This window comes from Sodalis-like endosymbiont of Proechinophthirus fluctus (assembly GCF_001602625.1).
Classification (GTDB): domain Bacteria; phylum Pseudomonadota; class Gammaproteobacteria; order Enterobacterales; family Enterobacteriaceae.
This window is the reverse complement of the sequence record NZ_LECR01000031.1, coordinates 9,448-9,778: the sequence shown is the minus strand read 5'-3', so window position 1 is coordinate 9,778 and position 331 is coordinate 9,448. Positions and strand designations below refer to the sequence as shown.

The 331-nt window shown below is 55.0% G+C and carries 1 pseudogene; it reads left to right on the top strand.

What is annotated here, in order from left to right:
* A pseudogene (gene cyaA / locus BG74_RS16465) lies at positions 1-331 on the top strand (class I adenylate cyclase); the annotation flags it as partial.

The following is a 331-nucleotide window of genomic DNA, read 5'->3' as shown; positions in this document are numbered from 1 at the left end:
TATCTGGGTGTGTCACCAATCCTGGCTGGACAACGAAGAACGCACCCAGTTGCAGCGCAAGTGCCACCTGTTGGAACAGTGGGCGATACGCCGAGGCGTGGACGTTAACTTCTTCTTGATAGATGAAAACCGTTTTCGCCATAACGAAAGTGGCAGTTTAGGAGACGAGGACTGCGGCTCCACCCAGCATATCCTACTACTGGATGAATTCTATCGCACCGCCGTGCGCATGGGCGGTAAGCGTATCCTGTGGAACATGGTGCCAGGGGACGAAGAGACCCATTACGACGAATATGTTCTGTCACTATACGCCCGCGGCGTGCTGACGCCC